A 26,742-nucleotide genomic window follows, 5' to 3' on the forward strand; every position below is an offset into this window, starting at 1 on the left:
CCGGCATGGGGCGGTCCCTCGCCGATACGGGGTTCCGATGCTCCTGCCGGTTGCATTTCCGGGGCGCAGCGCCCCGGTGCGGGAGTCTTGTTGGGTGGAACTGTTTTCGATGGCCCAGTGCGTCGGGTATGGCGCCTTTGTTTTGGGGGTGACGGCCTTTTTCCAGAAGATCGATCATCGCCTGAAATTCTTCAACGCCGCCGAATGCCTCGCTTATGCGGTGCATTTCATGCTTTTGGGTAATTTCCCCGGTGCGGCCAGCGCCCTGATATCGAGCGCGCGCTCGTTTCTCGCCATAAAGATCCGCTCGCCGCTCCTGGCCGTGGCGATAATCGGCCTCAACATCGCCGTCGGACTCACCCTCGCCAAGAGCTGGGTCGGCTGGTTTCCCGTGGGCGCATCGAGTATGGCCACCTTGGCGGTCTTCACCATGCGGGGGATCCCCATGAGGCTGGCTTTGCTGGTCAGCACGTTTCTCTGGCTGGCCAACAACATCATCTGCGGCTCCATTGGCGGTACGCTGCTGGAAACCGTCATCGCCATCGTCAACGGCTCGACCATGTTCCGTATTCTCAGGTCGCCCGAACGGAGATTGTCTCGGGGATTTCCCGGAGCGGAAGATTGAGAGGGACGGGCAGAATGACATAATGGTGGGTAAGTGCCCTTTTCCCCTTGACGTCCGCCGAAATATGTAGGAATACGAGGCAGGCTTGGCGAAGGCGACGCTAGGACGAAAACCGATGGATTACCGTGCGATTACGCATTAGGACTGAATACCTTGAATATCCTCAGATACACTTGTGGTAAATGGCTGCTGTATCCCGTGCTTCTGGCTGTTTCCCTGCTTCTGACCCAGGTCGCCCCGGCGTCTGCCCAGGGCAATTTTGCCAACTACCCCCCGCTGCTACCCGACTATACGTCCATCAAGATTTTCGACAACCAGGGGAGGTATGTCGGCCGGCTCCTGCCGGAGAAGCGGTACTGGGCCTCCATCGACCGCATCCCTTCCTTTCTGCAAAAGGCGGTGGTTGCCGTTGAAGACGCCCGCTTTTACGAGCATGGGGGGATCGATATCCGCGGCATCGCCCGGGCCTTGGTGAAGGACGTGGTCAAGGGGAAGATGGTCGAGGGGGGCTCGACCATCACCCAACAGTTGATCAAGAATAAATACCTCTCCGGTGCCAAGACCATCGAGCGCAAGCTCGATGAAGCCCGCATGGCCATTGATTTTGAAAAGAAATATACCAAAAAGCAGATACTGGAGATGTATTTCAACGAGATCTATTACGGGAACGGGGCCTGGGGAATTGTCCAGGCTGCCCGCATCTATTTCGACAAAAACCCGGAGGAGTTGACCGATGCGGAGTGCGCCCTCTTGGCCGGTGTGCCGAAGAACCCGGGGCGTTATAATCCACTGGGGAAAGCGGCCAGCGTCACGCGGCGGCGGGACGTTGTTCTCAAACGGATGGTGGAGTTGAGCATCATCACCCCCCGGCAGCAACAACGGCTGAGGACCCAGCGGGTCACCTTCATGCGCTCCGGACAGGCCTTACAGTATGTGGCCCATGTCCGGGCCAAGCTGATCGAGCGGTACGGTGCCGAGATCATTGAGCAGGGGGGGCTGGAGGTGACCGCGGCTCTGGATCTGAACCTGCAGAAACAGGCGGAGCTGGCGCTGGCCGAGGGGGTAAAACGCATTTCTCCCCGCATGCAGGGGGCTCTGGTGTGTCTTGATCCCGCCACGGGCGATGTGCTGGCCGCCGTGGGGGGCGTGGGCGTTACCAAAGGGTCCTATAATCGCGCCTTTTCCGCCAAGCGTCAGCCTGGGTCGGCCATCAAGCCGCTGATCTATGCCGCAGCCCTGGAAAAGGGGATTACCGCCGGCAGCATCTGGAACGATACGCCGGTGGCCTACGACCGGGGCAATAATCAAGTCTGGAAACCGCAGAACTATGGGAGGGAGCGGTATGGTGATCTTTCCCTGAGGCGCGCCCTGGCATATTCCAACAATGTCATCACGGTAAAGGTGCTTGAGGCCATCGGGGTCCCGTATTTTACCGATTTCGCCGGAAAAATGGGGCTGCCGTTACGGGCGCAGAACGGCCTCTCCCTGGCCCTGGGAACGGATGAAGTCTCCCTGAACGACCTGGTCCAGGCGTACACGCCTCTGGCCACCGGGGGCATGCGCTCCGAAGGTCGGACCATTATCCGGATCTATGACCACAGGCGCCGTGCCTGGACGGAAAATCCTCCGATAGTCACCCCGGTCCTGGCACCTGCCACCGCTTTCGTCACCACCCAGATGCTGAAGGACGTCATGACCTATGGCACCGCAAAGTCGCTCAGGCGGTTCAGCCAACAACACCCGGCCGCCGGGAAGACCGGGACCACCGACGACTACCGGGATGCCTGGTTCGTCGGCTATACCCCCCAGGTGATAACCGGCGTCTGGGTCGGCTATGACAAACCCCGGCCGGGGGGGAAGGGCTTTAGCGGAGGTGCGGCCGCAGCCCCCATCTGGGAGCGGTTCATGCGCCGGGCTGTGGCAGGGAAGCCTGCCGTGGATTTTCCCAAGCCGGATACGGTGGTTTCCGTTACCATAGACCCCACCACGGGCTATCTGGCAACGGCGGAGTGCCCGAAGAAACACGACGAATTCTATATCGCCGGGACCGAGCCCACCCGCTACTGCCCCAAGCATGGCGGAGGTGCGGCTATGCCCGTACCGGTCCCGCCATCGCCACCGCCACCGCCGGCGGCACAGGATGGTATATTATGATTCATAAAGAGTCCCAACATTCATCACCGCGGTAAAAAGGAGAAGGAATATGGCACAGTACGGTTTTCTCGGTCTCGGTATCATGGGTAACGCCATGGCGGCCAACCTGGTGCGGGCCGGTTTCCAGGTCATGGTCTGGAATCGCAACCCGGCCAAATGCGCCCCCCTGGTGGCCCTGGGCGCGCGCCAGGGGGGGAGCCCCCGGGAGGTGGCCACTGCCTGCGACATCACCTTTGCCATGCTCGCCGATCCCGCCGCCGCCTCGGAGGTCTGCTTCGGCCCCAAAGGGGTGTTGGAGGGGATCGGCGGCGGGCGCGGCTACATCGACATGTCCACCGTGGACGACGCGACCGCCCGCACCATCGCCGGGGCGGTGGCCGAACGGGGCGGGCGTTTCCTCGAGGCCCCGGTTTCCGGCACGAAGAAACCGGCCGAAGACGGGACCCTGGTCATCCTGGCGGCGGGCGACCGGGCGCTCTACGACGAGGCCGCCCCGGCCCTGGACACGATGGGGAAAAAACGTATGTACCTGGGGACCGTCGGCCAGGGGGCGCGCATGAAGCTGGTGGTAAACGCGATCATGGGCGGGATGGTGACGGCCCTCTGCGAGGGGGTGGCCCTTGGCCAGAAGGGGGGGCTCGACGGTGCCGAGATCCTGGAAGCCCTCGATGCCGGTGCCCTCGCCAACCCGCTCTTCAGGGGCAAGGGGCCGATGTTGTTGCAGGGTGAATACCCCACCAGTTTTCCGCTCAAGCACATGCAGAAGGACCTGCGCCTCGCCGTGGCCCTGGGGGATGAACTGGGGCAGCCGCTCCACTGCATCGCCGCGGTCAACGAGACCTTCAAGCGGGCCCGCATGGCGGGCCACGCCGACGAGGATCTTGCCGCGGTCTTCCAGGTCGTCAAACAGTAGGGCGCTGCGGTCAGGGACGCGGTATGGGAGAGGACGTTGTCATGAAACAGGGGCCGTGTGCCACATGGGAAGCGGAAGCGGCAGTGACGCTTCCGCCCCTTGCGGACGGATGGGCAGCGGGGCGCATGAGATGAAATTCACCCTCCTGACCCATTTCAAGGAGTTCGAAAAACCCTCCAATACCGGCAAACTGGTGCTGGAAGTCCTGGGAGACGCGGCCGAGCAGGTCCGCTGGGACCGCCTGAACCCGCCCGCCGGACTCGTGGAGGAGATCGAGGCGGGCGGGGTGGCGCTGGTCTATCCCGGCGCACCGGACGAAAATGACGACGATTTGACCGGTATCGACCACTTCGTCCTTATCGACGGCACCTGGCACGAGGCCCGCAAGATCCACCAGCGTAGCCCCTATCTCCTGAAGCTCCGCCGGGTCTGTCTCAAACCGACCGGGAAGTCCCTCTACAACCTCAGGAAGAACCAGAAGGAGGCCTGCCTCTGTACCGCAGAGTGCGTAATGGAGATTCTGCGCAGCACAGGAAGAAACGAGGAGGCGGAGCGCCTGCGGGAACGTTTCCTGGCATTCATCAGGCCCCCGGGCGTCATGCGGGGAGCGGTGCCGGGACACTGAGGCGAAAAAATCACTTCCCCATTTGCCTCTTACCGCCTCGGAGGGCATCGACGCTCCAGATTCCCCCACCCTGGGTGGCGATGAACAGGAACACAAAGCAATAGATCACCGCCAGTTCGCCATTGTTCTGAATCGGCAGCAGCGCCTTTGTCCCGTGCGCCATCCAGTATGCCACGGCCATCTGGCCGCTGGTGACGAAGGCCGCCCAACGGGTGAAGAGCCCGACCATGACCAGAATACCCCCAATCAGCTCGATCGGGCCGGCGACGTAGGTAATGAATGCGGGGGCTCCCGGCGGCATCGGGATCGGGAGACCGAACAGCTTCTGGACGCCGTGCCAGAGAAAGAGAAACCCGACGACGATCCGCATCAGGGCGTAACACTGGGAATTGTAGGCCGACATGAATGGTTTCATGGTGCCACCTCCTGTGGTTTGTGACCGTGCCGGTTCATTTCGCGGCAAAGAGGGCCTTGGCACGCGCCCCGATCTCTTCCGGCGTCACGTCTTCCGTATGCGTGGCAACTGACCATTTGTGCCCGAACGGATCGGCGACCGTGCCCATGCGGTCCCCCCAGAACTGGTCCGCAACCGGCATCAGCAACTCGGCGCCGGCCGCAACCGCACGGTTTACGACGGCGTCCACATCCGCCACATAGAGTACGATGGATACGGTAGTGCCCCCCCTGGTCTGCGGACTGAGGGCATTCCACTCGGGGCATTCATCGCACAGCATGATCGGCGAATCGCCAATCATGATTTCGGCATGCATCAATTTGCCGTCCGGGGTTGGCAGACGCATGCACTCCGTGGCGCCGAATGCTTCTTTATAGAATTCTATGGCCTTGGCGGCATCGGTGATAACCAGATAGGGGGTAGCCGTGTGATAGCCGGCCGGGATCGGCTTTGCCGTGGTGCTCATGATGCTTCTCCTTTCCGTGGCGTAACGCTAACTCGGGTGTCTCTCCACCATGGGGGCCTTTTGCCTATGAGACCATTTTAGTCCCTTGGCGGAAAAAGGCAATACGCCGCTTTACAGCGTGTCAACCGGCTGGGGCAAGCAAGAAAAACCGGGCCACAACCGGCTTTGCCCCTGGAACATTGCCGGTCAACTCGTTATCCGTGACGCTCGCGACCGCATGATGACGGTTGTAATTTTGGGGTTCATAACCCATACTCCTGACTTCGCATACCGCCCACATCCCCTGACCGGGAAAAAGTAAGGATATCAGCCGACATGGCACTGCCGTCAAAAGTTTACAAAGCATCCCTGCAACTCTCGGATATCGACCATGGCGTCTATGAAACCTTGCTGGCGACGGTCGCCCAGCATCCCTCCGAAACCGAGGAGCGGCTTGTGGCCCGGCTGCTGGCCTACGCGATCTTCCACGAACCGGAGCTGACGTTCACCAAGGGAATCAGCGCCACCGACGAACCGGACCTTTGGGTGAAACGGGGCGACGACAGGGTCAGGCTCTGGGTCGAGGTCGGCCTGCCGGAGCCGGATCGCATCATCAAGGCGAGCCGCCACTCGGAACGGGTCGCCCTGCTGGCCTGCGGCAGGCAGCTCGCCACGTGGGATCAACAGCAGTTGCCCAAGTTGGAGAAGGTCGCCAACCTCATCGTCATCAGCATCGATCCGGCAATCATTGCCAGGCTGGCAGCGCAGTTGGAACGCTCCATCACCTGGTCGGTCACCATAACCGAAGGCACGCTCTATCTGACCTGCGGCGAAGAAACGCTGGAAAGCCCCATCCAGGTAAAGATGGGCAGCCGCTGAGCCCTGCGGGCGGGACCAGCTGTGTCCCCCTCCGCAAATGCGGTAGCCATAGCCACGATTACAGTCACGAAGGGAACGCCATGACCAATAACGATCTTCTCCGCAGCCTGCGCTACGCCCTGAAATTGAATGGCGAAACCATCGCCGAATTGTGTACGGTGGGCGGGCATGACCTCAAGCCCATAGATGTGTTGAAACTACTTAAAAAAGAAGAAGAAACCGGCTTTGCGGCCTGCGACGACGCGGTGATGGGGGCCTTTCTGGACGGCCTGATCGTCTCACGGCGAGGCGTGCAGGAGCCGAAACCGGGCGTAGCCAAGGCACCGGACGCGGCGTTGAACAATAACCTTATCCTGCGGAAACTCAGGATCGCGCTGGAGCTGAACGAGGAGGGGATGCTCGCGGTCCTGGCAAAGGCCGGGGTCCAGCTCTCGAAGTCCGAATTGTCCGCCATGTTTCGGGCAAAGGGACATAGGAACTACAAGGCCTGCGGCGACCAATTCCTCCGCAACTTCATCCGGGGATTGACGCTTGGCGGGGGGAACACAGAGTAGGAAGCGGCGTTTGCCCGAGATTTTGAGGGGACGGCCCGCTTTATGGAATGCGGCCCGCCCCCTTTTTTATGCTTGTTTTTTACCGAAACCAGAGGAGAGTTATGACCCCATGACGAAGGAACAGATGATTCAGGAGATAATCGCACGGCTCTCCGCCGATCTTGCGGTGCTCTCCACCGCCGCGCGGACGGCCCATGAGGCGGCCACCCACGAGGAATGCCTCCCCGACAACAAGTACGATACCACCGCCCTGGAGGCATCCTACATCGCCCAGGGGCAGGCCAACCGTGCCCAGGAGATCAGGATCGCCCTGGAGAGCTACCGGACCCTGACGCTGCATGGTTTCGACGACGATACGCCGATCCGGCTGACGGCCCTGGTTACCCTTGAAAGTGCCCAGGGGGAGGTGCGGCGGCTTTTCCTCGGCCCCCAGGCCGGAGGCATGAAGGTCGCGGATCGTGACGGGGAGATCATGGTCATCACCCCCCGTTCCCCCCTGGGGCGCTCCCTGGTGGGGCTGAAAACCGGCGATGAGGTGCAGGTGGGAGAGGCTGCGGCGGCCCGGTCCTTTACCGTTGTTGAAGTCTGTTGATGCGGCCCGTGCCGGTGTGCGGTCCCGCTCGGTAGTGTCCGCCGGAACTGCCGGATCGGGATTTTCTGATATACTTGAAGCATGAAACATGCACGAGGTGACGCCATGACGGAAGCATCTATAACCAGCGAGGATACCCCTCGCATCCGCGAGATGGAGATCGACGATTTCCCCGAGGTATTCCATATCGGCGAGGAGGTGTTCACCGTCGAATACTCCCAGAGCCTCTACCGCACCTGGGACGAATTCGAGATTACCACCCACTTCAACCTGGACAACGACCTCTGCCTGGTGGCCGAACTGGGAGGCCGCATCGCCGGTTTTGCCCTGGGGACCACGGTCAAGAAGCATAACTCCCCCTGGAAGTACGGATACCTGGTCTGGCTTGGGGTCCGGCGGGACATCCAGAAGGGGAGCGTGGGGAGCCGCTTGTTCCATGAGATCAGGCGCCGCATGGTGGAGCAGGGGGTGCGGATGATCATCATCGATACCTCGGCGGATAACCTGGCCGCCATCAATTTTTTCAAGAAACAGGGCTTCGGAGATATCCAGGAACACGTCTACATGTCCCTCAACCTGACGCGCAAGACCAGGAAAAAAACGGTGAAGAAACCATGATCGCCCGCCTTGATGAGGTCTGGAGGGCCATTGATCCGGTGCGGCTGCGCAGGACCCTGCTCGATATGCTTGATATCTACTCCCCCTCCGGCAAGGAAGAGGATATCCAGCTCTATCTGGAGGACATCCTCTCCCGTTCCGGGTTCCGCGTGGAACGCCAGGAGGTGGAGCATGAGCGGTATAACCTGCGGGTCACCATGGGGAGCGGCGAACCGGAACTCTATCTGGTCGGGCATGTGGATACGGTCCCGGCCTGGGATCTGGAGGAATTCGAGGCGCATGAAGAGGGAAACCTCATCCGCGGTCTGGGGAGCGCCGATATGAAGGGGGGCTGCGCCGCCATGGTGGAGGCGTGGCTGGCCCTGGCCGACGCCCTGAAACCGGAGGAACGGCCGTCCCTGGGCTTGCTGCTGGTGGTGGGGGAGGAAGAGAACGGTGACGGCAGCGCCGTCTTTCTGGAACGATACCGCCCTCCCTGGGTGGTGATCGGCGAGCCGACCGGACTGGCGGCCTGCTTCGCCCATTACGGCTACCTGGAGGCGGGGTTCGTCACCCGCGGCCTGCGGAGCCATTCGTCGCTGCCCGAACTGGGGAACAACGCCGTGGAGTCCATGCTGCGCCTGTTGCTCCACCTGGGCAAGGCCCAGCTCTTCGACCGGGAGCGGGGGGAGATCGTCTACTCGATCCGTGAGCTGAGTTCGTCCCGGGCCGGTTTTGTCGTCCCGGACCGCTGCGAGGCCTGGATCGATCTGCACCTGCCGCCCGATATGGACCCGGCCGTCCTGCAGGAGTCGATCCGCAGCATCGCCACCGATGCGGGACGCTTCATCCCGAAGCTCAACATGGAGTTGAGCTTCGACTTCTCCTCGCCCGGCTACGACTTGGGCAACGACAGCCGGCCGGCCCGGTTGGTGGAGGAAATATATGCCCGCCTGGGGCGCACACCCGACTTGAGCGCCTTCCGCTCCCACTCGGACGGCAACCTGTTCCATGCGGCCGGTACCTGTCCCATCATCCTGGGGCCCGGCTTCCTGGAAAACGCCCATACGCCCGATGAGCAAGTCCTCTTCCACGAGGTGGCGGAGGCCGCCCGCATCTATGCCGCCCTGGGCCTGGGGATGGGCTGATCCGAAACCAGCCTGGAGGACGGTGCCGGCAGAAGCATGATCACTGCAGGTATTCTTTGGCCCAGGCGCACATCCGATCGAGGATGGGGATGATGGTTGTGCCCTTTGGGGTGAGGGAGTACTCCACCTTGGGCGGCACCTGGGGGTAGACCTCCCGGTGCACCAGGCCGTCGGTCTCCAACTCCCGCAACTGCTGGGTGAGCATCTTTCTCGTGGTCCCGGAGAATTGCCGCTGCAAATCGGAAAAGCGCATGGTCCGTTGCGACAGGTGCCAGAGTATGGAAGCCTTCCATTTGCCGCCGACCACGGCCAGTGTGGCATCGATACCGCATTTGTATTCCTTCTCCCGATACACCATCCGCTCCCCTTTCTCTCCGTTCTCTTGCATGGGACCTCCAATGCTTCTTATGTTACAAAAAAGGTACTACGTACCTAAATAGTCCGTTATTGACGAATAGATACCTATGGTAGAATATAGCGCACATGTTTGAAAAATTGAAGCGCGAATGTAAAACCCACCGCGAAAACAGGAGGACGGATCGATGAAAGTAGTCGCCATTAACGGCAGTCCCAAAAAAGAGGGCAACACCTATCATGCCATCAGGATGGTTGCCGCCGAGCTTGAAAAGGCCGGCATAGAAACCGAGATCGTCCACATTGGCAACAAGGCGATTCAAGGCTGCATCGCCTGCGGTCAGTGTGCCAAGAACAGGAACGAGCGCTGCGTCCTGCCTGGCGACGAGGTCAATAACGCTCTCCAGAAGATGAAGCAGGCGGATGGGATCATCTTGGGGACTCCCGTCCATTATGCTGCCATCGGTGGCACCATGAAGTCGTTTCTGGACCGGGCCTTTTATGTCGCCGGCTCCAACGGCGGGATGCTGCGGCACAAGGTCGGCGCAGCAGTGGTCGCGGTGCGGCGCTCCGGCGGCGTGCCCACATTCGATCAACTGAACAATTTTCTGCACTATGCCGAGATGCTGGTACCGAGCTCCAATTACTGGAACGTCATCCATGGCACCCAGCCGGGAGAGGTCGCACAGGATGAAGAGGGGGTACAGATCATGCGCATGCTGGGGAAAAACATGGCATGGCTGCTGAAACTGGCGGAACACGGCAAGGGGGCGGTTGCGGAGCCTGAGGCGGAACCCAAGACCTTCATGAATTTCATCCACTAAATTGTACGGCATGTAAAGATGCTTCCCATGACTCCATGAAAAACGAAACGAGAAAGGACTCCCTATGTCGAGAGTAACCGTTGTTGCCAGACTGTTGGCACGAAAAGAGGCGGCCGATGCCGTCAAGGCCGAGCTCCTCAAGCTGCTTGCACCGACCAGAAACGAAGAGGGGTGCGTCGAGTACCGGCTGCACCAGGATAATGACGACCCGGCGCTGTTCTTCTTCTACGAGACGTGGGAGAGCGATGCCTGCCTGGGGAAACACAAGGAGACGACCCATTACCGGAACAGCTTCGGCGCCATAGAGGGCATGATCCGGGAACGGTCCGTGAACAGGTTGACCATGATTGAGGCGTGATGGTGCGTCGGCGGTTCGGGACCTGCTCCTCTGCCGGCAATTGGGGGCAGAACACAAGAATACAAAAGGCGGCCGATCGGTCGCCTTTTGTATTTATCAACGCTTTGACCTGAAACGGCACGACTGCATCGCTCTTCGCGAGCAGTATCTGGGGTTCGGGTGTTGGAGGCTGAAGGGGCGCAGGGGGAGTGTGGCCAAGGGGGATTCGTGCCGCGATGGGATAGATATGCTGTGTTCCGCTGGCGTGTAGATTAGGGGAGGGGCGCACATCGCAGCGGTCTATCCGCTGCGTCTAACCGAATCGGCAAAGGTGCTGGTCTGCGTTGAATTCCTTCAGCAATGGCTCGACCGCTGATGGCTTGCACCGCACCGCATCGATTCTTGCGCCCGGATTTAAGCTGTTTCTTCCTCGACAGGGGCCTCTTCGCCGTTTTCGTCGGTTGGGGGGCTGTTCTTGGCCGCCAGCTTGCGTTGCAGCTTTTCCTCGTTCTTTTTCTTCCGCTCCAGTTCCTTCTGCTTTTTCTGAAACTGAAAATTGGGCTTGGCCATTGTGTTGCTCCCTAACTAGTTGGTTTTAAATAAAAAAGCCCCGAGTATCCCCCGGGGCTTTTGAGGCCAATTACGGCGTTTTTCAGGCTCTGTTTACGTTCGCGGCCTGAAGCCCTTTCGGACCCTTGGTAATTTCAAACGTTACGCTATCTCCTTCAGCAAGGGATTTGAAGCCGTTGCCCTCGATTGCGGAAAAATGACAAAAAACATCTTCGCCATTTTCCTGCTCAATAAAACCAAACCCCTTGCTGTCATTAAACCATTTTACTGTTCCGTTTACCATTTTCTTACGTTCTCCTGATGCTGCTTTTAAATTTCGTCTGGAAACATTCCAGACGTAGTGTGAGCCTACCAGCTTTGAATGGCGCAAGTCAAGCTAAAAATAAGGACATAGGGTGGGGGGAATAATATAACTATTGGAATGAGTGCCTTGAAAAAATAAATACAATCATGATGTCATGGTGTGAATATTATGTATTGATTGCGTTACATCCTTTTATGAGCCAGGATTATACTGAATTTATAGTATTCAATTACCACTAAATATTGCAAATAATCATTGCTAACATACGGTTTGTGACGTAAAGTATAAAAATATAATTCTATTTGAATGGACGATAGTCGTGATGGGGGCGGGCCGGAAATGGTAATTTCACTCATTTCTCACAAGAAAGCGATATGACACTATGGTAATCAAAGTCGGCAACATTGTAAGCCACACAGGCGCACTTGAATGGGGCGCCGGCAAGGTTATGGAAATCACATCCTCCTCGGCGATGATCCAGTTCAGCGATGGCAAAAACAGAAAAATCGCCGTATCCCACTTTACCACCCTGCAACCGGCCGCTCCGGGCTCCTTTTTGCCCCCTCCCGAAGTACCTGCCGTGATGAAGGCCGCCCGAGCCGCCAAGGTGCCCAAGGCAGCCAAAAAGAAGCTGTAAAACCACCAGGAAAACCTGCAACGACGACGGGCACCTTATCGATGATAAGGTGCCCGTCGTCGTTGTATCGTGCGAACATACTCCTCCGTACCATGTTTCCGTTTCCGGAAACAAGCCTTGGCACTTCAAAATAACAGGATATAATCAGATAAACGATGCGATGCAACTCGGGAAGGCTTGCAGTCGGGGTCCCGAGGCGCATCCACAGGAGGGCACCATGTCAGATACAACCATTCGGGACCGCGGGGCGGGCGCCATCATGGGCGCCTTTATCGGCGATGCACTGGGGCTGGGGCCGCACTGGTATTACGACCTTGCCGAACTGCGCCATGACTACGGCGAATGGATCAGCGGCTATACCGACCCCCGGCCCGGCCGCTACCACGACGGGTGCAAGGCGGGCCAACTCTCCCAGGCCGGTTTCATCCTCAGACTGCTGGTCACATCGTTGGTGGAACGGGGTGGGTACGACGAGGCCGATTTCTGCCGTCGCATGGATAAGGAGCTGCTGCCGCTCCTGGATGGCACCCCCATGAGCGGGCCGGGGGGCTACACCAGCCAGTCGATCCGCGAATTGTGGCGGCGGCGCGTGGAGCAGAAACTGCCCTGGGGCGAGACCGGCGGGCATGCCGACACAACGGAAGCCATCGAACGCACCCTGGCCCTGGGGGTACGGTATGCCCTGGACCCCGCCCGACTGGCCGGCGCCATCACCGGCAATGCCGTCCTGACCCAGTCGGACGATACGGTGGTGTCCATGACCGTGGCCTATGGTGCGGTGCTGGGGCAGGTGGTGCAGGGGCACGCCCTGGATGCCCGGCTATCGGGCAGGTTGATGAAGCTGGTGCATGACGGGGCGCTCCCCTTCCACGCCGTTACCGGCGACAACCTGCAACCTCCCCGGCCCGGCGATCCCGATCCGCCCCGGGCCGGGAGGTTCGCCTCCCCCGACGCCCTGCTGACCCCGTCGTACATGGCGAGTGCGGCCGCCGACCCTGATATCCGTATCGAACCCGCCTGGAAGGTGTCCATCGTCTACGGCATGCCCTGTGCGATCTACCACCAATTGCCCGCGGCCTACTATCTGGCTGCCCGTTTTCACGACGATTTCGAATCGGCCCTGCTGCATGCCGTCAACGGGGGAGGGCAGAATCAGGCACGGGCCATCCTGACCGGAGCCCTGGTGGGCGCCCAGGTCGGCCTTTCCCGGATACCGCGGCGCTTCCTGGACGGTCTCGATGACTCCGCCGCCCTCTGCCGGCTGGCCGCCGATCTGGCTGCGGGTGTTGGTAAGCCATAACGCCGCAGGAAAACATGAGGTGATAGTGATGAACACCAAGAGGATTGCCTTTCCCAATAGCCGGGGGGAGCTGCTTGCCGCCCGGCTGGAACTCCCCGAGGACGAACGGCCCCTGGCCTACGCCCTGTTTGCCCACTGCTTCACCTGCTCCAAGGATCTCACGGCGGCGGTGCACATCTCCCGCGCCCTGAGCAGCCGGCGCATCGCCGTGTTGCGTTTCGACTTCACCGGCCTGGGGGAGAGCGAGGGGGAGTTCGCCGCCACAACCTTCTCCTCCGAGGTGAGCGACCTGGTGGCGGCGGCCCGTTTCCTGGAACAGGAGTATGAGGCCCCCCGGCTGCTCATCGGCCATTCCCTGGGGGGGGCGGCCGTGCTGGCGGCGGTGGCGGAGATCCCCTCGACCGTGGCCGTGGTCACCATCGCCGCCCCGTTTCATCCCGACCATGTGCGGGGCTTGCTGGGAGAGGCGGCGGAACGGGTCGAGGAGACCGGACAGGGAACCGTCACCCTCGAGGGCCGCACGTTCACCATTCGCAAGAGCCTGCTGGACGACCTGGCTGCCCATCGGCCGGAGGATACGTTGCGCCGGCTCAATGCGGCGCTGCTGGTGATGCACTCGCCCCGGGACCACGTGGTGGGGATCGACAACGCCACCGACATCTATCGGACAGCCCCACACCCCAAGAGCTTCGTCTCCCTCGATTCGGCCGACCACCTGCTGTCCGATAGCCGGGACTCCCGCTACGCCGGCGGGATCATCGCCGCCTGGGCCGGCCGCTACCTGGGGATATCCGAAACGCCGGGCCCCCACCCTATCCCCCCGGAGGCGATCGACAACCGTGTGTCGGCCCGCACCGGGGCGGGGGGATTTCGCACCGAGCTGTTTGCCAACGGTTTTCCCCTGCTGGCCGACGAGCCGGTGGAGGACGGCGGGGGCAACGAGGGCCCCTCCCCGTACGACTACCTGCTGGTCGCCCTCGGCGCCTGTACCGGGATGACGCTCCAGGTGTATGCCCGCAGCAAGGGATGGCCGCTGGAAGAGGTTGTGGTGCGGCTCTCGCACCGCAAGGTCCACGCCGAAGATTGCCGTGACTGTGATGAGAAGGAACGCCGGATGGATACGTTCGAGCGGGAGTTGGAACTGCATGGTGGGCTGGACGAGGCACAGCGGCAACGCTTGCTGGAGATCGCCGGGCGGTGCCCGGTGCACCGCACCTTGACGGCAGGGGTGCGGGTCGTGACCACCCTGCGGCCGGTCTGAGGCGCCGCCGGCTTACGCTCGGAACCGGTGGCCGATACCAAAGGGCCGGACTGCCGTTTTACTTGCAGTCCGGCCCCATGCGGTTGCGGTCCGTTAGTCCCTGTGGTGTTTGTCTTTATGCTCGTGCTTCTTGTAGTGTTTCTTGTAGTGTCCTTTGTGTTTGCCCCAGTCGTGCCGTTCTCCCCGTTCGTGGGTGATGACGCGTTCCCGCTCCACAACGACCGTGCGGGGGGCAAGGGGCGGTGGCGGCGGTGCGCCGACCTGCACCCGCACGTTGGGGGTGTTGACATCCACACCCACCGCCACGTCGGCCGCGCCGGCCACGGTTGCCATCGTCATTGCCCCGGCCACTGCCCCGATGATTGCTTTCATGCCATACCTGTTCATGTTCGTTTCCTTTCGTGATTGGATCTGCCGTGGGTTTCCGGCGTCCCGGCACGAAAAAAGCCGGGACGCCGAATATGGTGATAGTTCGGCATCCCGGCTGTCTCGGTGAGACCCTATGGGCTTTCCGTCCCACCCTCGCGGGTGGTTTAGTCTTATCGCGTATCTGCTGCCTGATGTTGAAACAGCGGCATTATAGAGGACAAATCTGCCCGCGTCAACCATCACGGGAGCCCGTCCCGCGGCCGTCCGCTCTTCCGTGCCCCTGCTGTCCCTCGTCAGGCTGCCTTGGCGATCAGGTGCCCCAGGAGCCCGTTGAGGATCGCCTCCTGTTCCCGCAAATCCGCTCGCCACTCACGATTGTCGGTTTTGCTCCTCTCCGTCTTAAGGTCGGAGAGGTAGGATTCCAGCGCATCTACCAAGACGATCCGTTCCTTTTCCGTCAATTCGAGGACTGACATGATGCTGCCCCCTTTCTGCTGCCCGATCCCCCTGCCGGGCCGGACAACGTTCCACCACGTACTACTGCCCCTTTTATATTTTATGCCCCCGCCTGGAGGTGGTCAATGCCGTTGGCGGGGGACAAGGGGGGGCGGACACCGCTGATTCCATGCTATAATTATGGTGTAGTCTCCACGGCCGTCAGCATTCCGCCGGGGTGGATATCTGCCCGGAGGGTGGGGTGAAGGGCCGCTTGGCGAAAGGGGTGGTTGAAATGTTGGAAGGATTCGAAGTGAGCGCGGAAACGGTCAAGGCCCATATGCATGACGCAGTTCTGCCGGTCTTCGTCAATATACGCCATCATCAGGATTGGGATAGCGGCCTCTTCAAAGCCAGGGGGGCGTTGCGCATACCCGATGACGAGGTGGAACGGCATCTCGATGAGATTCCCCATGACCGTACGGTGGTGGTGTACTCAAGCTGCCCGGGGGATGAGGCGAGTGTGCGGGCGGCTCAGGTTCTCAGGCAGCATGGCTGGGACGATGTCCACCCTCTGGCGGGCGGCTTCAATGCCTATCTCCAGGCCGGGCTTCCGGTCGAGGGTATCGGCGGGAACGTCCCGGCAACGAAGATCATGCTGCTCTAAGGTCCCGGAGGCCCCTTCGACGGGGATTCACGGAGGGGGATGAACGACGTGTTCCGCACCGGCGGCCGTTTGGCCGCCGGTGCGTGTCCCGGATGGTGGCAATGGTAGGGAGCGGGCTCATTTTTTCAGGGTGATGCAGAGGCACTCCCCTTCGGCGTAGACCGTTTCTCCGCTGCAGAGGCGGCCATGCACCATTATCTTGCGCCCTTCGGCGGAGATGACCCGGCTTTCGAGCGTGACGACCTGTTGCAGGGGCAGCAGATTGCGGAAGCTGACGTTCAGGTTGCCGACTACGATCGAATACCCCGCGGCCCAGGCGGCCAGTCCCAGTACCTCGTCGAACACTGCGGCCATGGAGCCGCCGTGGGCATGTCCCGGAGGGCCTTCGGTCTCGGGGCCGAACCAGATGCGGGCCTTCAATTGTTGCTCTCCGTCACGGTAATAGCGCACCCGGAAACGGTTGCCGTCCGGTTCGCCGGAGACGAAGCGCAGGGATTCCCCCACCAGCGCCGGGGCATCGAAATCGCTCCAGCCGGTTTCACCGCTCAGGTCCACCGGCGGGCAGAGGGTCGTACAAACTTTTTTTGCAGTGGTTTCGGTCACGGATGTTTTCCTCCAAAAGAGCGCCGCCAGGCGGTGGCGGCAGGATGATACGTCATACTAGCAGACTCCGGCAGGGCAATAAAGGGCTTCGGGGCGGTGCCGGCGGGCGACAAGGCGGCCGGTCGGGCCGCCTTCAGGCGTTGGAGCTGGTGGGGAACCATCACTTCCCGCAGCATTTCTTGTATTTGAGGCCGCTGCCGCAGGTGCAGGGATCGTTGCGGCCGATCTTGACGACGGTGATCGGTTTCGGCTTCACCATGGCCCCCTCGGTGAAGTACCATTTTCCGCTTTTGCGTTTGAACTGGCCGCACTCGTGATGTTCGCGGGCAACGCCCTTGTCCTTGAATCGCGCCACGAATTCCACCTGGCCGATGCTGTCTTCCTGGCCACCCTTGTCGGTGGCGATGATGTCAAGCCCCAGCCATTCGGAATTCTGTGCCCATTCCCTGGTGCCGGCATGGTCGTAGCCCTGGCGATGGTCGGGGTGGGTGCTTTCGAAGATGAAATCCATCTGCGCGCCGACATAGGCCGAATAGCGGGCTCTCATGAGTTGTTCCGCCGTTTCGGCGGGGCGGACTCCGTTGATGACCGGTTCGCAACAATCGGAATAGGCAATGCCGCTTCCGCAGGGGCAGCTGTTCATGTCTGGTTCTCCTTGATGATGGTAATTGGTTGATCCACTTGGGTGCCATAGAACCGGCCCATTTGTCAAATGGTAACTGAAGTGGCCACCTGTACGCCATTGCCGGCATCGGATTTCCGGCGCCTGTGCCTTGTGAAGCCTGTTATGGCGCCTTTTGCCGATTCGGCGTGCCAGGAGGGAGCTAACTTGGCAAAAAAGAGGCTGAAAAGACCAGTATCACGTTGACGACTGATCTTTGGGAGTGATATTCTCGCCACCCGATTATTGTGAAATAGCCGTTGTCGTGTGTGGTGGTACGTTTGGATTTGACTATCAGATCAGGAGGTGTTCGGTGAAAAAGAAACTCTGTGCGTTGCTGGTGTTCCTTGCAGTCTCTCTTATGGTGGCGGCTCCGCTCTTTGCGGCAAACCCGCCGAAAAAGGTCCTCATCGGGATATCCAAGATCGTGGCCCATCCCGCCCTCGATGCCGTTGAAAAAGGTATCAAGGACGAGCTTGCCGCTGCGAAGATCGCCGCGGAGTACGACCAGCAGAATGCCAATGGCGATATCGGCACTGCGTCGTCAATCTCCAACAAGTTCAAGTCGGAAAAGGTGACCCTGGCGGTGGGGATCGCCACGCCCACGGCCCAGTCGCTGGTGAATACCCTGAAGGGGACCCCGGTCGTCTTCTCGGCGGTAACCGACCCGGTGAAGGCCGGTTTGGTGGCCTCTCTGAAAAAGGGGGGCAAGACGGTTACCGGCGTGTCGGATATGACCCCGGTGAAACAGCAGATTCAACTGCTGCTCAAGATCAAGAAGATCAAACGTCTTGGCCATATCTACACCAGTTCCGAGGAAAACGCCGTGGTGCTGGCCGGTGTCGTAAAGCAGGCCTGCAAGGAGTTGGGGATCGAATACGTGGAGACGACGGTGTCCAAGTCGTCCGAGGTGAAAGAGGCTACCCAGGCGATCATCCGCAGGGTGGATGCGCTGTACATCAGCACCGACAACACGGTCGTATCGGCCATGAGCGCCGTCGCCGACGTGGCCGTGAAGAACAGAGTGCCGATCATGTCGGCTGACCCGAGTTCGGCTGAAAAATATGCCGTCCTGGCCGCCTGGGGGTTCGACTATTACAAAGTTGGGCGTGCCACCGGCAAGATGATCGTCGAGATCCTCAAGGGCAAGAAGCCGGAGCAGATGCCGACGCGTTTTATGACCAAGACCTCGGATGTCGACCTCTTGGTCAATCTTGATGTGGCCAGGAAACTCGGTCTGACCGTGCCGAAGGATATCGTCAAGAGCGCCAACAGGGTCGTGGAAAACGGCAAGCTGACCAAAAAGTAGAATTTTTTCCCCGCCGGGCGGCCGAGGCCGCCCGGCATTATTTTATCACGAAGGGTACACGGCATTGCTATGATCGAAGGTATTCTGGTAGAAGGCCTGATTTACGGAATTATGGTCCTGGGGGTATTCATCACCTTCAGGATCCTGGATTTTCCCGACTTGACGGTGGACGGCTCGTTCCCCCTGGGAGCAGCCCTGATGGTGCAGTGCATCCTGCTCGACGTGAACCTCTGGTTGGCGCTGCTGGTCGCATTTGTCGGCGGGATGCTGGCGGGCATGGTCACGGCGCTGATCCACAACCACCTCCGGGTGCCCAACCTCCTGGCCGGCATCCTGACCATGACCATGCTGTACTCCGTTAATATCCGCATCCTGGGCAACCGGGCCAATGTGCCGGTCCTGGAGCATGAAACCATTCTGACCAAGGTTTCCGAGCGCTTTTCGGGCCTTATCCCGGATGAGTACATCCTGCTCCTGTTTTTCATCGTGGTCGCCATCGTGATCAAGATACTGATCGACCTGTTCTTCCGCACCGACCTGGGCATGACCCTGGGGGCCATGGGCAATAATGAACAGATGGTCATCTCCCAGGGGGTTGACCCCAAAACCCTGAAAACCATCGGCGTGGGGCTGTCCAACGGCCTGGTGGCCCTATCCGGCGCCTTTGCGGCCCAGTACCTCGGGTTTGCCGATGTGGGCTTGGGGCAGGGGATCATTGTCTCGGGTTTGGCTTCGGTCATGATCGGCGAATTTCTGGTCATGAAGAGCAACCGCATCGGCGTTCTGACCCTCTGCGCCATCCTGGGTTCGATACTTTTCCACGCGGTGTTGTATTTGGGCAGGTATTACGGCTATGTCATCCATATGACGCCCAATGACCTGAATCTGATCAAGGGCATCCTGATCATCATACTGCTGGTCCTGACCCAGGCCAAAAAACTGAAGAAGGTCGCCATCAAGGCGGTGGTGGAAAAATGATCGAGCTCAAGAATGTGTCCATGCTTTTTAATCCCGGCACGGTGAATGAAAACCTGGCCATCAGCGCTATCAACCTGAAGGTCAAGGAAGGGGATTTCATCACCGTTATCGGCAGCAACGGCGCCGGGAAGTCCACGCTCTTCAACCTCATAGCCGGTACCATCATCCCGAGCCAGGGCGCCATCCTGGCAAACGACAGGGATATCACGCGGGAGCCCGAGTATCGGCGCGCCCGGTACATCGGCAGGATATTCCAGAACCCGCTTCTCGGCACGGCCTCCAACATGAGCCTGGAGGATAACATGATGATCACCTACCGGAAGGGGTTCAAGTGGCTGAAACGGAGCCTGAACAACAAGATGCGGGAGTTCTTCCGGTCGGAACTGGTCCAGTTGGAGATGGGGCTGGAGGACCGGATGAAGGAAAATCTCGCCATGTTTTCCGGCGGGCAGCGGCAGGCCCTGACCCTGCTGATGATGGTCCTCTCCAAGCCCGAGCTGATCCTGCTGGATGAGCATACCGCGGCGCTCGACCCCAAAAATGCCGAGATCGTCCTGGAATTGACCAACAAGTTCATCAAGGAATACAACCTCACCTCAATGATGATCACCCACAACATGAGCCATGCCATCGAGTTCGGTAACCGTCTGCTGATGATGGACAAGGGAGAGATTATCTTCGATGTGGAGGGTGAAGCGAAACGGGAACTGACGGTGGAGAAGCTGATCGAGAAGTTCCACGAGATTCGCCATGCCTCTTTTGGGGACGATAAGGCGCTTCTCTCCCCGTGAACGCACAGGCCAGCGGTTTCCTGCTGCGGCCGCAATTCTTTTTCTTCACACGGTTGCGCCCCTGAAATTATGTGGTAGCATTAAAAACAGTTAAGTATGCTTGGTATTCCCGCTGGCTATGCAGCAAGAGGGGGCGGATATCATGGGCGAAAAGAGGACCAGCCATAGGGTGGGGTGCTTCACAAAATGCTTCCTGTACCACGATGGGGCGACGTACGGATGTATCCTCGAAAATCTCTCGTTCTCCGGCGCCCTGATCAAGATGGGCCGTCCGCTGCCGGATCGGCTGCGGCAGGGGGACCGCTGCAGTCTGGTGTTGTGCGGAGACCCGGTCATTTCCCCCGGGGAATATAACAGCACGATCGCCCGCTTGAACTTCCCCAGGGTCGGCCTCCACTTCCAGGAACGGGAAGGGGAGGCATGATCGGCATGCTGCAGCGGCGAAGGCCGGCTCCCCGGGTGGGGTGCCGGCCTTTTTGCGCCAGCTCCATTCTGCGGGTCTGCTGCATCGGCCGTCAGACTCTTAGAAACATGCCCGGACCACGCCTCCGTCAACCCGCAGGGCCGCGCCATTGGTGGCGGACGAGAGGGTGCTGCACACGTAGACGGCCAGATTGGCAACCTCTTCCGGGGTCGCGAAGCGCTTAAGGAGCGAGGCCGGGCGCACGGTTTGGAAAAACTCCTTTTCGAAATCGGCGAAGGATTTTCCGCCGCTCAGTTTCGCTACGAAACCATCCACGCCTGCCGTGTGGGTCGGGCCCGGCAGGATCGCGTTGACCGTAACCCGCGTGCCGGCACACGTCTCGGCAAGACCGCGCGAAACCGCCAGTTGGGCGGTCTTGGTCATTCCGTAATGGATCATCTCGGCGGGAATCTGGATGCCGCTCTCGCTGCTGATGAAGAGGACTCGCCCCCAATTCTGCTCCTTCATGCCCGGGAGATACGCCCTGGCGAGACGGATGCCGCTCAATACGTTGACCTCGAAAAAACGCCGCCACTCTTCGTCGGAAATCTCCTCGAAAGGCTTTGGTTCGTAGATTCCCAGGTTGTTCACCAGGATATCCAACGAGGGCACCTGCTGGCGTAGCCTGTCAACCTCTCCGGCTTGGGAGAGGTCGCCGTTGAAACCTTCCACCGACGCATTCGGCAGGGCGCTTTTGATCCGTTCCCGTGCCGCGGCCAGGGAGTCGTCGTCGCGCCCGTTGATGACCACGCGGGCCCCTTCCCGCGCCAGGGCTGTGGCTATGGCAAGGCCGATCCCCTTGGTTGAGCCGGAGACGAGCGCCTTTTTACCGTTGAGTTGCAAGTCCATGAGATATCTCCTTGTACTGATGTGGTTGTCGTGCAACGCTGACTTGAGAGGCCGGATGGCCTTTGAAAGAAGTCTATCACGATGACGAAAAAATCAAGTAGCTGCCGGAAGGGCGCAGGGGGATACGGAAAGGCGCCCGGAAATAGGGGTTGTGTCTCCGGAAATTTCCTAGTAGGCTTGCGGTGCAGCTAGAATAACACCCGGAGAGGACCCTATGACAAAGGCCGATAAGGCGCTGCTGGTGGCGGCATTGACGCCGGAAGAGACACGCTGGGCGACGGAGCTCGCCGACAAGTTGCCCGGTGAGGTGGATCTGACGTTTGAGGAGGCCAAGATTCTGACCAGAATCCCGATTGACAGGTGGCCGAAGAGGCTCCTGGCCAAGGTGAGGGATGTGATCGACTTCGGTGATTTCATCAGCGACGATGCGGAGAGGGAAGAGTCCCCATGACCCTCCCCGAAGATTTCTAAAAGGCGGGACAAACAACGGGTGCGGACTGCGTGCGGAACACGGCCGCCGCACCCGTTTTCGGTTGAAGGCGGCTTACTTCGTCACGCCGAGCAGTTCTATCTCGAAGACCAGCGCTGCGTTGGCCGGAATGGGGCCGGCACCCCGTTCACCGTAGGCGGTTGCCGCCGGACAGACCAGTTTGGCCTTGCCGCCCGTTTTCATCATCTGCACCCCTTCGGTCCAGCAGGCGATTACCCCGCTGAGGGGAAACTCGGCAGGCTCGCCGCGTTTGTAGGAACTGTCGAACTCCGTCCCGTCGATCAGCGTGCCGCGATAATGTACCTTGACCTTGTCGCTGGCTGCCGGGGAAACGCCATTACCTTCCTTCAAGGGCTGGTAGACTATGCCCGTCTTGGTCGTGACCGCTCCCTTTTCCTTGGCCGCCTTGGCGAGGAATTCCTGAGCTGCGGCAGCCTGCTTCTCTCCCAGGGCGTTGCGGCGTGCGGTGGCCAGTTCCTGGGTCTTCTTCTGATAGACATTCACATCCACGAGGGGTTTTGCCCCGGTGATGCCGTCCGCCAGCCCCTGCTTCACCAGATCGAGTTCTGCCGGGGTGAGGTTGAATACGGACAGTTGGCGGGCGACAATGAGGCCAATGGCATACATGGTCTTTTGTTCTTCGGTTTGCGGAGCTTCGGCAGCAAAAGCCGGGAGAGCAATCAGGGTGACAAGTACGGCCAAGAATAATCTGCGCATGTTTTTCCTTTCGACGCTCGTGGATTTAAAGAAATTACATCTTAGCAGAATTGACGGCTGAGACAACAAATAGATGCACTCCGGCGCGCTCTTGGGCAAAACCGTAATTCTCATGGGATGTGACCGTGGCGGGGGTGTTCACCTTTCTTGCTTTTTTCGGCTGTCGACTATATGATTCCCCCACTGCGTATACGAAACGAGGGTCCCCTTCTCCTCTGGTGGAGCAACAAGCGCCGCGCCGCAAGGATTAGTGGGAGCAGAGCTGCGGAGGTCTGCCGATAAGGCCGCCCGTAAGGAGCCGGGCGCCACCGGTCGGCGCACGGAACCAGACGTTGTGTGATGTCGCCAGTTGCAGAAGGTGCAATACCATATGGCCGGCTTTGATCGGCCTGCTCCCAAGGATTGATGAATGCCTATTTCGCTGACGATCCGGCGGCTTCTGTCGATACAGCCTGTTGATCTGCCGGTCTTCCATCCCATAGCCCTCAAACTGATCCATCTGCTCTCCGATTGCAATTTCACCATCGATGAACTGGCGAGCACCGCCAACGACGACCAGGCCCTTGCCGGCCAGATCCTGAATATGGCGAATTCGTCCAGTTACAGTGGGCGGGTCAAGGTGGAAACGATCAAGGATGCCCTTATCCGGCTGGGGGCGCATCACGTTTCCAACTTGGCCATGGCGGCCTCCCAGGCGGCGCTCCACGCCTCGCACAACGGTACGGTCAATGCCATCATGCAGGAGTTGTGGCTCCACTCCCACGGCTGCGCCGTCGGCTGCCGCTGGGTGGCCATGAACACCGGTCACCGCGGCTTGGCGGAGCAGGCCTATCTGGCGGGTTTGCTCCACGATGTGGGCAAGTTGTATCTGATCAAGGCCCTGGAGCGGATAACCAACACAGGGGTTGCCCTGGCCGCGCTGGAGCGGGAGCTGTTGTTGGAAATTTTCGGCGAATTGCATGTGGAACAGGGAACCCGCCTGATGGAGCATTGGAGCATGCCCGCCGTCTACCGTGCTGCCGTTGACAAACATTCCGGCGAGCATTTTGATCCCGATGATATGGTTCTTGTTATTGTCCGGCTTGTGAACGCGGCTACCAGAACCTGCGGCTTAAGTCTGGGCGCCGGACCGGACCGGCCGCTTGTGGAATTCCCCGAGGCGGCCCGGCTCGGCATGAGCGAACAGCAGTTTACAGAGCTTGGGAAGGTGCTGGAAGCGTCCCGCAGTGTGTCTTTCCTGCCTGCTCCGGCATGATGTGCCGGCAGCTGCATCGGCGATTTCCCGCTCTTTCGGAGTAAGGTGCCATGACGAAAAATCTGAAAACGGCGTGCCTTCTGGCGCTTGTTGTTGTCTGCGTGACATGGCGGGAAGCCTACCCGTTCTGCTTCGATGAGGCCGGAGAGATGTATGGCATCAACCCCTTGGTCCTGAGGGCCATTGCCAAGGTCGAGTCGAATTTCGTGCCTGAAACGATCAACAAAAACAGTAACGGCACCTTCGACATCGGGTTGATGCAGATCAACACCATCTGGAAACCGGTGCTCGGCGAGGCGCGATGGAACTATCTCGGAGATGCCTGCTACAATACGAAGACCGGCGCATGGATACTGGCCGGCTGCATCAGCAAATACGGCTATAACTGGAAGGCCATCGGTTGCTACAACAGCCGGACGCCGGAAAAAAGCGAAGTCTATGCCAAGAAGGTCTTCAGCCATTTAAAACAGCTGGAACATCATAAAGAAGCCCAGCCCGTGGACAACAAGATGAAGGCGGTCATGCTGGACCAGATAAACGGTCTGGTCGAATCCGCACAGCAGGGCCGGGGGGAGAAAAAGGTCGTCAAGTTCGTCCCCTATGTGCGCGTGTCCCGCCAGACCCTGCGCAAACCACCGCCCCTTCCTCCCCGGGAGGCGGGGCCGCAGCCGCTCTCCGGCAATGACCTGCCGAAGCCCCTCCCTTCTCCCGCAGCCAACTAGTGTTGCGCGCTTCCCCTTGGTTGTAGCCTTGATTGATGGTATGGTGCTGCCGATCCCTTTCCTGCAAGCCGAAACGCCATGGAGAACCACTCACGATGCCTGAAAGCCCCCATCCTTTCCAGACCCTTATCCCCGGCTTCATCATGGATGCCGTCGAGAGCCAGGGGTTTCGTTGCGATTGCCGCACCCTTGCCCTGAACAGTTACGAGAACCGCGTGTACCAGGTCGGCATCGAGGAGGGGCTGCCCCTGATCGCCAAGTTCTACCGCCCCGGCCGCTGGAGCGACGAGCAGATCGTCGAAGAACACCGCTTCTGCTTCGAGTTGGCCGAACATGAACTGCCGGTGGTGGCCCCCTGGACCAATGCCGCCGGCGAGAGCCTCTTTCGCCACGCCGGGTTCCGTTTCGCCCTCTACCCGCGCCAGGGAGGGCATGCCCCGGAGTTCGACAATCTGGACAACCTGCTGATCCTGGGCCGTATGTTGGGCAGAATCCATCTCATAGGCGCCGTGCAGCCGTTTGCCTCCCGGCCGACCTTGGACAGCCGGAGTTTCGGCCATGCCAGCGTCGAGCTGATCCGGGAGCGCTTTATCCCGGAGGAGTACCGGGCAAGCTACACCGCCGTGACCGACCAATTGCTGGCGGCTGTGGACGGTATCCTGGCCGAGGCCGGGCCGATCCGTTACCTCCGCTCCCATGGCGACTGCCACAGCGGCAACATCCTGTGGCGCGACAATGCCCCTCACTTCGTGGATTTCGATGATGCGCGCATGGCCCCGGCGGTTCAGGACCTCTGGATGATGCTCTCCGGTGACCGCCAGCGGCGGAGCGCCCAATTGGAAGTGTTGCTGGAGGGGTACAACGAATTCTTCGACTTCAATCCGGCGGAGCTGCGCCTGGTCGAGGCCCTGCGCGCCCTGCGCATGCTCCATTACAGCGCCTGGCTCGCCAACCGCTGGGAAGACCCGATCTTTCCCGCCACGTTCCCCTGGTTCAACACCGTCCGCTACTGGGGAGAGCACATCCTCGACCTGCGCGAGCAGCTGGCCGCCCTCGGGGAACCGCCGCTGGAACTGGTGGGATAGGGGATGGCAGCGCGGTTGGGGGCCTTCCGGCCGGCGGCGCTCTTCCAATTCATGCAGGAAAGAAAAAAGGGGCTCGTGGGAGCCCCTTGATTTTAGCAATTAGTCTTGTGTAACTGATTGTTTTAACTCGTCGAGCTACCCGCAGCGGAGCAGTTTTTTCCCGTCCTGGAACAGGACCTGCATCTTGTTGGGCGTAACCATGACCTTGACGACGCCGAGGCCGAACACGGGGTGAGCCACCAGGCTGTTCACGCGGAACTTGCCATTCATATCGTACGGGAGCGCGCGTCCCGGCTCCATGGCCGGGCTGAGGGATTCCCACTCTTCCCGCTCGGCGGCTCCCGGGTCCTTCCGCGCTTTGCGGGGGGCAGCGGCTGCCGCTGTCCTGGTTGTCCTTGCCGCCGGTTCCTTGGTTGTCTTCTCGCCACGGTAATTATGCATCCCGCGGCAGGTATTGCACTCGACCCTGATGATCTTGTCCCCGACCATGGCGACAATGGTATGATTGAGCACTGCCCGGCAGCGCGTGCAGCGCGCCTCGATACAGTCCCCTGCCGCTAATTTTTTGGTTGCCATGCTGCTCTCCCGTATTCCCGACTATTAAATTTTCTGCATTCATCACAATAAAAAAACTCCGGACTGCTCCGGAGCATTATGTGGCGACGCACGTGACACGGTCTGCACCGTGATGGTATCGTCCACGGATGTTCCAGCGTACCAGCTTTCCTGGGGTGCTGTCAAACAAAACAGGCCCCGCCGGACCTGCCGCCCCGGC

At 60.0% G+C, this 26,742-nt stretch carries 35 protein-coding genes and 1 riboswitch; of the genes, 23 read left to right on the top strand and 12 right to left on the bottom strand.

Features of this window, described 5'->3' with window-relative positions; genetic code table 11:
• Positions 1–37 precede the first annotated feature (37 nt).
• The 4 genes from F6V30_RS06085 (at position 38) to F6V30_RS06100 (ending at position 4,317) form a co-directional block, all read left to right on the top strand.
• Positions 38–625 (top strand): YgjV family protein, encoded by a 588-nt coding sequence (locus F6V30_RS06085; protein ID WP_218043306.1) that lies wholly within the window; start codon positions 38–40, stop codon positions 623–625.
• A 153-nt stretch (positions 626–778) separates the two neighbouring features.
• Positions 779–2,779, top strand: coding sequence for a transglycosylase domain-containing protein (locus F6V30_RS06090; protein ID WP_151155873.1), 2,001 nt, complete (start codon positions 779–781; stop codon positions 2,777–2,779).
• A gap of 49 nt (positions 2,780–2,828) precedes the next feature.
• Positions 2,829–3,692 (top strand): NAD(P)-dependent oxidoreductase, encoded by an 864-nt coding sequence (locus F6V30_RS06095; RefSeq protein WP_151155874.1) that lies wholly within the window; start codon positions 2,829–2,831, stop codon positions 3,690–3,692.
• Between the two features lie 109 nt (positions 3,693–3,801).
• Positions 3,802–4,317, top strand: a complete 516-nt coding sequence (locus F6V30_RS06100) for a tRNA-uridine aminocarboxypropyltransferase (protein ID WP_151156429.1) — start codon at positions 3,802–3,804, stop codon at positions 4,315–4,317.
• Between the two features lie 10 nt (positions 4,318–4,327).
• Here F6V30_RS06100 and F6V30_RS06105 read toward each other — a convergent pair whose 3' ends face one another.
• On the bottom strand, positions 4,328–4,732 hold the full coding sequence (locus F6V30_RS06105; RefSeq protein WP_151155876.1) for a DoxX family protein: 405 nt from the start codon (positions 4,730–4,732) through the stop codon (positions 4,328–4,330).
• A gap of 34 nt (positions 4,733–4,766) precedes the next feature.
• Positions 4,767–5,237 carry a VOC family protein gene (locus tag F6V30_RS06110; protein ID WP_151155878.1) on the bottom strand — a complete coding sequence of 157 codons (471 nt, stop codon included), beginning with the start codon at positions 5,235–5,237 and terminating at the stop codon, positions 4,767–4,769.
• Between the two features lie 315 nt (positions 5,238–5,552).
• Here F6V30_RS06110 and F6V30_RS06115 point away from each other — a divergent pair, with 315 nt between their 5' ends.
• From F6V30_RS06115 to F6V30_RS06135, 5 genes are all read left to right on the top strand, one after another.
• A complete protein-coding gene (locus F6V30_RS06115) occupies positions 5,553–6,095 on the top strand; it encodes a YaeQ family protein (RefSeq protein WP_151155880.1) in 543 nt (180 codons plus the stop codon).
• 80 nt (positions 6,096–6,175) lie between these two features.
• On the top strand, positions 6,176–6,649 hold the full coding sequence (locus F6V30_RS06120; RefSeq protein WP_151155882.1) for a YehS family protein: 474 nt from the start codon (positions 6,176–6,178) through the stop codon (positions 6,647–6,649).
• Between the two features lie 109 nt (positions 6,650–6,758).
• Positions 6,759–7,241, top strand: a complete 483-nt coding sequence (locus F6V30_RS06125; RefSeq protein ID WP_151155884.1) for a GreA/GreB family elongation factor — start codon at positions 6,759–6,761, stop codon at positions 7,239–7,241.
• Positions 7,242–7,346: 105 nt separating this feature from the next.
• Complete coding sequence (locus tag F6V30_RS06130; RefSeq protein ID WP_151155886.1) at positions 7,347–7,859, top strand: GNAT family N-acetyltransferase; 513 nt, start codon at positions 7,347–7,349, stop codon at positions 7,857–7,859.
• Complete coding sequence (locus F6V30_RS06135; protein ID WP_151155889.1) at positions 7,856–8,986, top strand: M20 family metallopeptidase; 1,131 nt, start codon at positions 7,856–7,858, stop codon at positions 8,984–8,986. Before F6V30_RS06130 ends, F6V30_RS06135 begins: the two co-directional genes overlap by 4 nt.
• 40 nt (positions 8,987–9,026) lie before the next feature.
• On the opposite strand, the gene F6V30_RS06140 is transcribed toward F6V30_RS06135, so the two are convergent.
• Entirely contained in the window at positions 9,027–9,374 is a 348-nt protein-coding gene (locus tag F6V30_RS06140) for a winged helix-turn-helix transcriptional regulator (RefSeq protein WP_151155891.1), read from the bottom strand.
• Between the two features lie 154 nt (positions 9,375–9,528).
• Here F6V30_RS06140 and F6V30_RS06145 point away from each other — a divergent pair, with 154 nt between their 5' ends.
• The gene (locus F6V30_RS06145; RefSeq protein ID WP_151155893.1) at positions 9,529–10,164 is read left to right on the top strand and encodes a flavodoxin family protein; all 636 of its coding nucleotides are present in this window, start codon (positions 9,529–9,531) and stop codon (positions 10,162–10,164) included.
• Between the two features lie 64 nt (positions 10,165–10,228).
• The gene (locus F6V30_RS06150; RefSeq protein WP_151155895.1) at positions 10,229–10,522 is read left to right on the top strand and encodes a putative quinol monooxygenase; all 294 of its coding nucleotides are present in this window, start codon (positions 10,229–10,231) and stop codon (positions 10,520–10,522) included.
• A gap of 393 nt (positions 10,523–10,915) precedes the next feature.
• Here F6V30_RS06150 and F6V30_RS17025 read toward each other — a convergent pair whose 3' ends face one another.
• Complete coding sequence (locus F6V30_RS17025) at positions 10,916–11,071, bottom strand: hypothetical protein (protein ID WP_191965589.1); 156 nt, start codon at positions 11,069–11,071, stop codon at positions 10,916–10,918.
• Positions 11,072–11,153: 82 nt separating this feature from the next.
• Complete coding sequence (locus F6V30_RS06155; RefSeq protein ID WP_149306815.1) at positions 11,154–11,354, bottom strand: cold-shock protein; 201 nt, start codon at positions 11,352–11,354, stop codon at positions 11,154–11,156.
• Between the two features lie 469 nt (positions 11,355–11,823).
• Between F6V30_RS06155 and F6V30_RS06160 the strand changes: the two genes are divergently transcribed.
• From F6V30_RS06160 to F6V30_RS06170, 3 genes are all read left to right on the top strand, one after another.
• Entirely contained in the window at positions 11,824–12,012 is a 189-nt protein-coding gene (locus tag F6V30_RS06160) for a DUF3553 domain-containing protein (RefSeq protein ID WP_338042759.1), read from the top strand.
• 217 nt (positions 12,013–12,229) lie between these two features.
• Positions 12,230–13,312: an ADP-ribosylglycohydrolase family protein gene (locus F6V30_RS06165; protein WP_151155899.1), complete on the top strand. Its 1,083-nt coding sequence runs from the start codon at positions 12,230–12,232 to the stop codon at positions 13,310–13,312.
• A 28-nt stretch (positions 13,313–13,340) separates the two neighbouring features.
• Complete coding sequence (locus F6V30_RS06170; RefSeq protein ID WP_151155901.1) at positions 13,341–14,573, top strand: bifunctional alpha/beta hydrolase/OsmC family protein; 1,233 nt, start codon at positions 13,341–13,343, stop codon at positions 14,571–14,573.
• A gap of 93 nt (positions 14,574–14,666) precedes the next feature.
• On the opposite strand, the gene F6V30_RS06175 is transcribed toward F6V30_RS06170, so the two are convergent.
• Both F6V30_RS06175 and F6V30_RS06180 read right to left on the bottom strand, forming a co-directional pair.
• A complete protein-coding gene (locus tag F6V30_RS06175; protein WP_151155903.1) occupies positions 14,667–14,960 on the bottom strand; it encodes a hypothetical protein in 294 nt (97 codons plus the stop codon).
• An 84-nt stretch (positions 14,961–15,044) separates the two neighbouring features.
• Positions 15,045–15,121: riboswitch (cyclic di-GMP riboswitch) on the bottom strand.
• A 114-nt stretch (positions 15,122–15,235) separates the two neighbouring features.
• A complete protein-coding gene (locus F6V30_RS06180) occupies positions 15,236–15,418 on the bottom strand; it encodes a hypothetical protein (protein ID WP_151155905.1) in 183 nt (60 codons plus the stop codon).
• Between the two features lie 254 nt (positions 15,419–15,672).
• Between F6V30_RS06180 and F6V30_RS06185 the strand changes: the two genes are divergently transcribed.
• Positions 15,673–16,044, top strand: a complete 372-nt coding sequence (locus F6V30_RS06185; protein WP_151156430.1) for a rhodanese-like domain-containing protein — start codon at positions 15,673–15,675, stop codon at positions 16,042–16,044.
• Positions 16,045–16,161: 117 nt separating this feature from the next.
• Here the strand turns inward: F6V30_RS06185 and F6V30_RS06190 are convergent, their stop codons facing one another.
• Both F6V30_RS06190 and F6V30_RS06195 read right to left on the bottom strand, forming a co-directional pair.
• Complete coding sequence (locus tag F6V30_RS06190; protein ID WP_151155907.1) at positions 16,162–16,647, bottom strand: PaaI family thioesterase; 486 nt, start codon at positions 16,645–16,647, stop codon at positions 16,162–16,164.
• Between the two features lie 160 nt (positions 16,648–16,807).
• A complete protein-coding gene (locus F6V30_RS06195; protein ID WP_151155909.1) occupies positions 16,808–17,290 on the bottom strand; it encodes a YchJ family protein in 483 nt (160 codons plus the stop codon).
• 331 nt (positions 17,291–17,621) lie between these two features.
• On the opposite strand from F6V30_RS06195, the gene F6V30_RS06200 reads away from it, so the two are divergent.
• The 4 genes from F6V30_RS06200 (at position 17,622) to F6V30_RS06215 (ending at position 20,810) form a co-directional block, all read left to right on the top strand.
• Entirely contained in the window at positions 17,622–18,617 is a 996-nt protein-coding gene (locus F6V30_RS06200) for an ABC transporter substrate-binding protein (protein WP_246163239.1), read from the top strand.
• A gap of 69 nt (positions 18,618–18,686) precedes the next feature.
• On the top strand, positions 18,687–19,595 hold the full coding sequence (locus F6V30_RS06205; RefSeq protein WP_151155911.1) for an ABC transporter permease: 909 nt from the start codon (positions 18,687–18,689) through the stop codon (positions 19,593–19,595).
• Positions 19,592–20,386 (top strand): ABC transporter ATP-binding protein, encoded by a 795-nt coding sequence (locus tag F6V30_RS06210; RefSeq protein WP_151155913.1) that lies wholly within the window; start codon positions 19,592–19,594, stop codon positions 20,384–20,386. The genes F6V30_RS06205 and F6V30_RS06210 overlap by 4 nt, the downstream gene beginning before the upstream one ends.
• Before the next feature lie 142 nt (positions 20,387–20,528).
• Complete coding sequence (locus tag F6V30_RS06215; protein WP_191965590.1) at positions 20,529–20,810, top strand: PilZ domain-containing protein; 282 nt, start codon at positions 20,529–20,531, stop codon at positions 20,808–20,810.
• A gap of 99 nt (positions 20,811–20,909) precedes the next feature.
• Here F6V30_RS06215 and F6V30_RS06220 read toward each other — a convergent pair whose 3' ends face one another.
• A complete protein-coding gene (locus F6V30_RS06220; protein WP_151155918.1) occupies positions 20,910–21,698 on the bottom strand; it encodes an SDR family NAD(P)-dependent oxidoreductase in 789 nt (262 codons plus the stop codon).
• 214 nt (positions 21,699–21,912) lie between these two features.
• On the opposite strand from F6V30_RS06220, the gene F6V30_RS06225 reads away from it, so the two are divergent.
• Positions 21,913–22,149, top strand: coding sequence for a hypothetical protein (locus tag F6V30_RS06225; RefSeq protein ID WP_151155920.1), 237 nt, complete (start codon positions 21,913–21,915; stop codon positions 22,147–22,149).
• A gap of 93 nt (positions 22,150–22,242) precedes the next feature.
• Here the strand turns inward: F6V30_RS06225 and F6V30_RS06230 are convergent, their stop codons facing one another.
• The gene (locus F6V30_RS06230; protein ID WP_151155922.1) at positions 22,243–22,905 is read right to left on the bottom strand and encodes an FKBP-type peptidyl-prolyl cis-trans isomerase; all 663 of its coding nucleotides are present in this window, start codon (positions 22,903–22,905) and stop codon (positions 22,243–22,245) included.
• Between the two features lie 409 nt (positions 22,906–23,314).
• On the opposite strand from F6V30_RS06230, the gene F6V30_RS06235 reads away from it, so the two are divergent.
• From F6V30_RS06235 to F6V30_RS06245, 3 genes are all read left to right on the top strand, one after another.
• A complete protein-coding gene (locus F6V30_RS06235) occupies positions 23,315–24,160 on the top strand; it encodes an HDOD domain-containing protein (protein ID WP_151155924.1) in 846 nt (281 codons plus the stop codon).
• A gap of 50 nt (positions 24,161–24,210) precedes the next feature.
• Complete coding sequence (locus tag F6V30_RS06240) at positions 24,211–24,882, top strand: lytic transglycosylase domain-containing protein (protein WP_151155926.1); 672 nt, start codon at positions 24,211–24,213, stop codon at positions 24,880–24,882.
• 95 nt (positions 24,883–24,977) lie between these two features.
• A complete protein-coding gene (locus F6V30_RS06245) occupies positions 24,978–25,967 on the top strand; it encodes a serine/threonine protein kinase (RefSeq protein ID WP_151155928.1) in 990 nt (329 codons plus the stop codon).
• Positions 25,968–26,102: 135 nt separating this feature from the next.
• Here F6V30_RS06245 and F6V30_RS06250 read toward each other — a convergent pair whose 3' ends face one another.
• Positions 26,103–26,543: a hypothetical protein gene (locus tag F6V30_RS06250; protein ID WP_151155930.1), complete on the bottom strand. Its 441-nt coding sequence runs from the start codon at positions 26,541–26,543 to the stop codon at positions 26,103–26,105.
• Positions 26,544–26,742: the final 199 nt, after the last annotated feature.

Origin of the sequence: Oryzomonas sagensis (genome assembly GCF_008802355.1) — a bacterium.
Classification (GTDB): domain Bacteria; phylum Desulfobacterota; class Desulfuromonadia; order Geobacterales; family Pseudopelobacteraceae; genus Oryzomonas; species Oryzomonas sagensis.